Below are 7,681 nucleotides of genomic sequence, written 5' to 3' on the forward strand. Positions count from 1 at the left end.
TGTTGCGGGATAGTGGCGCAGGGAGGTGCTGGCTACAGTTCGTCTTCCAGCGGCATGTATGCGCAGTCGATGTTGTCCTGTTCGGGGATACTGAAGTCTTTGTCGGCAAACAGGTCGGCCAGTCCCGAAATCTGTTTTAGGCGAAGCAGTTCGTCGCGGTCCATCCCGATGTGTTTCATAATCCACTGGTCGGACATGCCGGCTTTGTCCAGTTCGGCCACGATGTGACACATCAGTTCGATGTTGTGTGTGCCCCGGGCACGGTTGTGCCGGATGGTGGAAGCCATGCGGTTCGACAGGTCTTTGTCTATCACCACTACGGGTAACAGGCCTTTTTCGCGTTCGAATATCCGCCGCGAGGTTTTCATCACCTGGTAGCGGTGGTAGCCGTCCACCAGAATGTAGGTATCGGCTTCGCGGTCGTAATAGCAGACGCAGGGCATGGTGAAACCGTCTTCCCAGATGGACAGTTCCAGCAGCCGCATTTCGGGCGGAGCTACTACGTTGGGATTGTAGTCGTTGGCCTGTACTTTCTCGATAGGTACGGCCTGTACGTTGTATACCGGGCTTGGACTTTCGTTCATAGGTGCATGTTTTTAAATTGTTCCATAATCTTGTTGCGTTTGCGCACTTCTTCCTTGGTCAGCGAGAAGCCCATGTACTTGCAGGCATGGTCGTTCTTCAGAATGCAGATGCACATGCGTTTGTAGGTGGGTATTTCGCGGAACTCGGGGATGTCGATGTCGTCCAGATATTCCATCCGGACGGGTTTCTTGGTGGTCTTGTAATTGGTAGTCTCCATTACTTCGAAGTTCACTCCGGCTTCCTTGAGGCGCTGGATGGTTGTTTCGCTGAGGCATCCGCCCCGTGTGCGCCAGAATTCTATGCTGACGGTCAGTTTCCGCTGATAATTGCGCCGGGTTGGTTCGGGCAGGGTAGAGAGCAGGAATTGCATGAATTCTTTCCACGTGTATCCTTGCGGCAGGCGTATACTTTGCCATCCCATGACGTGCGTACCTCCGTAGATGCCTGTGAAGTTCACTCCGTTGACGCGGCCTATCATCTTTCCCCACATGTCGGGGTCGATGGTCTTGTACAGGGAGAGGCTTTCCATCGCCTCGCACAGGAAGGGGCTGGCTACCCGTTGCCGTTCCAGATTGACGCCTGCTTTGTAGTAGAGGTCGTAAAGGCGATTGTAGTCGAAGCGGAACTTACCGTTGGCTGTCCATACGTCGGTGGTTTTCCAGTCGTACAGGGGATAGGCGTTGTAGACGTCGTTGCCGATGCGCGATGTCCAGCGATAGTTGTGGTACATGTGTATTTTGCGGTTCAGGTGGATGCTGCGCCAGCGGTTCAGGCTTTCCTGTGTGCGAATGCCTATCAGGAAGCAGGAGCGTACGGCGTCTTTTCGGGCGTGCAGCCACTTGGCAAAGTGTATCTGAAATTCGTAGTCCCACATCTTTTCGTAGTAGAAGGGGAAGTCGCTCCGGGTGTAGCAGTCGGCGGGCATGGGGCGCACCCAGATGTCTTTCATCTGTTCGTCCCACGGCCGCCAGAAGCTTTGGTACATGGATGTGCAGGTGGGCACGCGGAAGGGCACACAGATGCGGTACACTTCCAGAATGTCGCGGTTGGCCTCCAGGATGCGGTTCACGAAGTCGATGGTATGGGTGTACTGTATTTCGTAGTCCATGTGGAATACGCAGATTTTCCGGTTCAGGCGGTTCCGCCGCACGTAGTCGATGCAGAGGTTCAGCAGCAGTCCGCTGTCCTTTCCGCCCGAGAAGGATACGCACACGTTGTCAAAGTCCCTGAAGATCATTGCAAGCCGTTCCTGAGTCAGTTCGTAGACGTTTTTATTGTTTTTCATGGAGTCTTTCTTTAACCTTTCCTCATCCGGACGTAGCGTGTCCATTTTTTCTCGACGACGAATGCTTGTCCCTCGAACACATCGGCATCGTCCAGCAACGCTACCGCATACAGGGGCAGGCTGCCGGCCGTGTCTTCCGCAATCTGCTTTAGCAGGGCTTCCAGCACGGGTGCCGCCTTGCCTTCGATGTAGTAGTTGTTGATGACGTAGCCGTTTTTTTTCTGCTCCAGTGGCACGAAGCCCACCACATGTTTCTCCTCCCGGGCTATGTACCATGTGTAGCTTTCCGATGTACGGAAGGGGTAGTTGTTGTTCTGCTTCAGCACTTTGGAATTCATCACCAAGGGGCCTACCAGTGGATAGAGCCTTTCGTCCGTTCCGTCCAGTTTTGTAATTTCCATCATATTCTGTTTGCGCTTATTGGGTTTTAAAAGTAAGGCTTTTCGGGGTTGTGTCGCTATTTTCTTAGGCAAAATTAACAATGAAGTAGAGTAATGAGCTGTACATTAGTTTGTTTCTGGCAACATTGCTTGTTATGCTTCATTACATTGCTTGTCGGTGTATACCACATTGCTTGTTACAAGCACTCTCGTTGCTTGTCAGCGTCTGTATCATTTCAATTCTGTTGCGTGTCATTCTTTTTTATGGCAAATATAGTCGGATGATAGTTTTGTTTCTTTTACTATGTTTTATTTTATTACTATTTTGTCTGGCGTGTTCTCCTCTGTTCGAGGGCTCATTTTAGGGCTCAGGCTCACTATGAGCCTTCCAAATGGGGTGATTTTATATATGTATCTGGTTATTAATAGATTAGTGTTTTTTAATATTCTTATTTAGGCATGATAAACTTTGCTCTGTAGCTTGTTCTGAAGGTACTCATTGTATTGGTTTTTGTATAATGTTTTTAATATTTTGCTCTTTTGATAAAGAAAAATAGTAGTGTGATTTTTTATTTTATAACGATGAATGGTGGTTGCTTGTTATCTGTCTTTCTTGCTTCTGAAAGTAAATTATTATGCTCTATTATTTTGTTTAATGAATGGTTTTATATATTTACAATTTATTGCAGGCAGACCGGTATTTGAAGGCTCATAGTGAGCCTGAACCCTAAAATGAGCCCTCAGTTTTTATAAAGTTTTGAAAATCACTATTTTATTTTGAAATTGTTCCATTCATGGATTTTGAAATTTTCTAAATATTTACAGCGAAAATCTGCCAATTATGATTATCTATATTTACAAATAGTGGTTTTGAAAGTGTGTTTTAAGTGTATATAATTCTTTTTCCCATTTGGGGTGATTGCTGTATGAGGTGTTGCTTCGGTGGAAAGTATAGTATATATGCATTGCTTTTTCTAATTTTTATCCTTTTATTTTCCGAAACTGTACACTGTGTCCGATATCGAACACTTCGTTTTTTGGCTTCTCGCTTGTTTTTCAGTTGTTTATGACTTTGGCACGTATTTCGCTGGGAAAGATGTGGATGTTGCCGGACTGTCCGTTTCTGTCGATACTGACGAGGGCTTTCAGGTACTCCTTAATTTAAGAACTCAAAAAACAAAACTATGGATAGAGAAATTCCGAAAGAAGTGCGCCGCAAAGAGCGCAACAAGAAGTGGATACGTTACGGCATCGCAGGAGTGTCGGGCGTGGTAGTCATCAGTGTACTCATCTCGCTGATGCGGACGGGAGTGAAGGAGAAGGACCTCGTCTTTTCGCAAGTGGACCGGGGAACCATCGAAGTCAGCGTCAGTGCCTCGGGCAAGGTGGTGCCGGCGTTCGAGGAAATCATCAACTCGCCCATCAATACCCGCATCCTCGAAGTCTATAAGAAAGGGGGCGACAGCGTGGACGTGGGTACGCCCATCCTGAAGTTGGACTTGCAGAGTGCCGAGACCGAATACAAGAAGCAGCTGGACGAGGAGCAGATGCGCACCTACAAGCTGCAGCAGTTGCAGGTGAACAATGAGACCAAACTGAAAGATCTGGCCATGCAGATCAAGGTGTCCGAGATGAAGCTGAACCGCATGAAGGTGGAGTTGCGCAACGAGCAGTATCTCGACAGTCTCGGTTCGGGTACTACCGACAAGGTGCGTCAGGCCGAACTGAGTGTCAACGTGGCCCAGCTGGAACTGGAACAGCTCCGCCAGCAGTACGAGAACGAACAGGAGGTGCTGGCAGCCGAATACAAGGTGCAGGAACTGGACCTGAGCATCTTCCGCAAGAGTCTGGCCGAAACCAAGCGTACACTGGACGACGCGCAGGTACGTTCGCCCCGCAAGGCCATCCTTACCTATATCAATAACCAGATTGGTGCGCAGGTGGGCGAGGGCACACAGATAGCTGTCATCAGCGACCTGAGCCACTTTAAGGTAGAGGGCGAGATAGCCGATACCTATGGCGACCGTGTGGCAGCCGGCGGACGGGCCATCGTGAAGATAGGCAGCGAGAAGCTGGAAGGGCAGGTGAGCAGTGTCACTCCACTTTCGAAGAACGGTGTCATCTCCTTCACCGTGCAGCTGGAGGACGACAGCAACCGCCGCCTGCGTTCGGGCCTGAAGACAGACGTTTACGTGATGAACGCTGTGAAGGAAGACGTGATGCGCGTGGCCAATGCTTCGTACTATGTGGGGCGTGGCGAGTATGAGCTTTTTGTGCGCGATGGCGAAGGTCAGCTTGTGAAGCGTAAGGTGCAGCTGGGCGACTCCAACTTCGAGTACGTCGAAGTGGTTTCGGGGCTCCAGCCGGGCGACCAGGTGGTGGTGAGCGACATGAGCCAGTATAAGAACAAGAACAAACTGAAATTGAAGAAATAAGAAACGATCACCACAGAGGACACAGAGTTTCACAGAGAATATAATCTGTGATGAATTAAATAAAAACTCTGTGAAACTCTGTGTCCTCTGTGGTGAAACAAACAAGTAATAGCTATGCTGAAAAACTACTTCAAACAAGCCTGGACCCTGATGCGGCAGAACCGCCTCTTCACGGGTATCTACGTGGTGGGCACGGGTCTGTCCATCGCGTTGGTGATGACGCTGTTCATCATCTTCTACGTCAAGTTCGGCCCTGTCTATCCCGAGTATAACCGTGACCGCACGCTGGTGCTGAAGCCCCTGAAACGCTATCCGAAGGGAAAGCCCGAGAACTGGACCATCAACGGCGGCGTAGCCTATTATGTAGTAGACCAGATGCTTCCGGGGCTGCCCCATGTGGAGCAGGTGGCAGGCAGTATGATTGATTTCTGGGGAAATTATCAGGTGTCTGTCGCAGACGTAAAACCCTTCAAGGTTACTCCCCGTTTTGCCAACGGCGCTTTCTGGAAAGTCTTTTCCTTCCGCTTTGTCGACGGCCAGCCATTCACGCAGGAAGATGTGGAAGCAAAGGCGCAGGTGGCTGTCATCGGTGAGTCGCTGGCCAAGCGACTGTTTGCCGCCGTCGAAGGAGTGGAGGGTCGGCACTTCACCTTCAACGGACGCGACTACCGTGTATGCGGTGTGGTGCGGGATGTTTCCAATGCTACACCCGAGACGGCTGGCGACCTGTGGCTGCCCTTGCTTAATGCGCAGTACATGTCCAAGGAGTTGGACCGGTTCGGTTTGCTAGGCAATGTGTATGTCTCTTTGCTGGTGGACGATGCGGAGAATCTCGAAACAGTACGTAGCGAGGTGCAGGATGCGTTCCGACGCTATACCCTGCAGGACAAGGACTATGAATACGACGTGATGGGTCAGCCCGATCCTTACTGGCTCAGCACTTTCCGCCAGGATGTGGAGAAGGCACCCGACACGATGGAGCTTGTCAAGGATTTCCTCTACATCCTGCTGGCCCTGCTCTTCATCCCTGCCTTGAACCTGAGCGGCATGATTTCTTCGCGTATGGACAGTCGCATTGCCGAGCTGGGCATCCGCAAGGCCTACGGGGCTACACGCCGTCGCCTGCTGGAGCAGGTGCTCTGCGAGAACCTGTTGCTCACACTGCTGGGCGGTCTGGCAGGCCTGTTTTTTTCCTACCTGATTGTGTTGACGGCCAGCGACTGGATTCTGACGCTGTTCGACAAGAACATCTACAACACTTCGCTCTCCACGTCGCTCACGCCTGAGATGCTGTTCAATCCCGCTGTGTTCGGCAGCGCACTGGCCGTGTGCGTGGTGCTCAATGTGGTGTCGGCCCTTGTACCTGCGCTTGGGGCGATGCGGCATCCGATCATGGAATCGTTGAATACGAAGAGATAGGAGGCCTCACCCCTAACCCCTCTCCCAAGGAGAGGGGGATTAAGAATGATAGAAATATATAGAGAGTAATGTAATATAACTTGCCACATCCTTCCTCCCCTCTCCTTGGGAGAGGGGTCGGGGGTGAGGCCTTAGAAAAATATTATGCTTCAAACCATCTTACACCAATTATGGAACCAGCGTCGTCAGAACGCCTGGATATTTCTGGAACTGCTGGTCGTCAGTTTCTTCCTCTGGACTGTTATCGATCCTATCTATGTATTGACTGCCAACCGTGCTATCGACCGGGGCTATAATCCCGAAGGGCTTTATGTGGTGAACATCGGCATGTATGACGAGACGAACGGCAACTTCGACCCCGACATGGCTTCCGACTCGATGAATCTGGTGGCCTACACGCGCCTTGCCCGCATCGTACGCGAGCAACCCGAAGTGGACAGCTGGTCTATCTCCGCCAATCAAAGTTTCCCCAACAGCAACTCGTGGAGCGGTACGCAAGTCTTTGCCGATACTGCCTCCCTGCACAAGGGGGAAGGATACGTACATGCCCAGTGGTACAATTTTATAACACTTGATGGCAGTAACCTGCTCCGCACCTACGGTATGAAAGATGCCCGTACGGGTGGTGACATCCGACTGCCTGAACAAACGCAAGGAAAGGTTTTCATTTCCGAACTGTTGGCCCGGCGTCTTTTTGGTACGGCCGATGTCGTAGGGAGAAAAGTCTATGAGGGTGATACCCCTTCCGAAGTGGCGGGTGTGTTCCGCGACTTCAAGCACCGCGACTATGAGCAACCCTATCCACTTATTGTCCGTATGTATGATGATATGCAAGGGAGTCCTTATATGGCATGGATGTATCCTTTCGTGCTCCGTCTGAAGCCGGGTGTGGACGTATCGGCCTTCAAACAGCGTTTCCAGCAGGAAGTGGCGCCGCAGCTCTCCGTCGGCAACTTCTATTTAGACAGCCTGAAGGAATTCTCGGAGCTGAGCGAGGACTATGCCATGAAAAGCGGTGTCACCAATAAGCTTCGCCTGCAATACGCTCTGACGGGTTTCGCCCTGCTCTGCATTTTCCTGGGCATGGTGGGCACCTTTTGGATACGCAGCAATGCCCGTCGCGGCGAGATTGGGGTGATGCGTAGCATGGGCGCCTCGCAGGGGTGCATCGTGCGGCAGTTCCTCATCGAAGCCTGGCTGTTGCTGACGGTGGCCTTCGTGTTGGTCATTCCCTTCCTGCTCTACCATGCCCATACCAGCGGCCTGTACATGGTAGAGATGAGGAGTTATTTTGTGCCCAATCCTGCCTATGGGCAGAACCGTTTCGGCTTCCACTTCACCGTGGTGCTGGCACTCAGCTACCTGGTTCTGGTGTTGATAGCACTGGTCGGAACGTATATTCCTGTGCGCCGTGCGGCACGTGCGTTGCCGGTGGAGGCGTTGAGGGAGGAATGAGTTTAGTTAACAAGTAAACGAGTAGACGAGTTGGCAAGGCAGGTCCTCGTGGTCTGAAGCCTTGTCCCCTTGTCAACTAAAATAATAGCCGTATGCTAAAGACCTATTTCAAACAAGCCCTT

At 51.1% G+C, this 7,681-nt stretch carries 6 protein-coding genes; 3 read left to right on the top strand and 3 right to left on the bottom strand.

What is annotated here, in order from left to right; all coding sequences use genetic code 11:
- Positions 1-32: 32 nt before the first annotated feature.
- Genes QVP67_RS12890 through QVP67_RS12900 form a run of 3 tightly spaced genes read right to left on the bottom strand, consistent with a single transcriptional unit; the run spans position 33 to position 2,274 of the window.
- The gene (locus tag QVP67_RS12890; RefSeq protein WP_022163975.1) at positions 33-584 is read right to left on the bottom strand and encodes an IbrB-like domain-containing protein; all 552 of its coding nucleotides are present in this window, start codon (positions 582-584) and stop codon (positions 33-35) included.
- Complete coding sequence (locus QVP67_RS12895) at positions 581-1,870, bottom strand: DUF3440 domain-containing protein (protein WP_022163976.1); 1,290 nt, start codon at positions 1,868-1,870, stop codon at positions 581-583. The genes QVP67_RS12890 and QVP67_RS12895 overlap by 4 nt, the downstream gene beginning before the upstream one ends.
- 11 nt (positions 1,871-1,881) lie before the next feature.
- Complete coding sequence (locus QVP67_RS12900; RefSeq protein ID WP_022163977.1) at positions 1,882-2,274, bottom strand: hypothetical protein; 393 nt, start codon at positions 2,272-2,274, stop codon at positions 1,882-1,884.
- 1,160 nt (positions 2,275-3,434) lie between these two features.
- Here QVP67_RS12900 and QVP67_RS12905 point away from each other — a divergent pair.
- The 3 genes from QVP67_RS12905 (at position 3,435) to QVP67_RS12915 (ending at position 7,559) form a co-directional block, all read left to right on the top strand.
- Positions 3,435-4,685: an efflux RND transporter periplasmic adaptor subunit gene (locus tag QVP67_RS12905; protein WP_022163979.1), complete on the top strand. Its 1,251-nt coding sequence runs from the start codon at positions 3,435-3,437 to the stop codon at positions 4,683-4,685.
- A 114-nt stretch (positions 4,686-4,799) separates the two neighbouring features.
- The gene (locus QVP67_RS12910) at positions 4,800-6,104 is read left to right on the top strand and encodes an ABC transporter permease (protein ID WP_022163980.1); all 1,305 of its coding nucleotides are present in this window, start codon (positions 4,800-4,802) and stop codon (positions 6,102-6,104) included.
- Between the two features lie 144 nt (positions 6,105-6,248).
- Positions 6,249-7,559 carry an ABC transporter permease gene (locus QVP67_RS12915; protein WP_022163981.1) on the top strand — a complete coding sequence of 437 codons (1,311 nt, stop codon included), beginning with the start codon at positions 6,249-6,251 and terminating at the stop codon, positions 7,557-7,559.
- Positions 7,560-7,681 lie beyond the last annotated feature (122 nt).

The organism is Bacteroides sp. CAG:633, from assembly GCF_000435115.1.
GTDB lineage: Bacteria > Bacteroidota > Bacteroidia > Bacteroidales > Bacteroidaceae > Bacteroides > Bacteroides ndongoniae.

Bases quoted from the DNA above. Each gene is read 5' to 3' on its own strand.
- QVP67_RS12890 (WP_022163975.1), bottom strand. From the start codon at position 584: ATGAACGAAAGTCCAAGCCCGGTATACAACGTACAGGCCGTACCTATC.
- QVP67_RS12895 (WP_022163976.1), bottom strand. From the start codon at position 1,870: ATGAAAAACAATAAAAACGTCTACGAACTGACTCAGGAACGGCTTGCA.
- QVP67_RS12900 (WP_022163977.1), bottom strand. From the start codon at position 2,274: ATGATGGAAATTACAAAACTGGACGGAACGGACGAAAGGCTCTATCCA.
- QVP67_RS12905 (WP_022163979.1), top strand. From the start codon at position 3,435: ATGGATAGAGAAATTCCGAAAGAAGTGCGCCGCAAAGAGCGCAACAAG.
- QVP67_RS12910 (WP_022163980.1), top strand. From the start codon at position 4,800: ATGCTGAAAAACTACTTCAAACAAGCCTGGACCCTGATGCGGCAGAAC.
- QVP67_RS12915 (WP_022163981.1), top strand. From the start codon at position 6,249: ATGCTTCAAACCATCTTACACCAATTATGGAACCAGCGTCGTCAGAAC.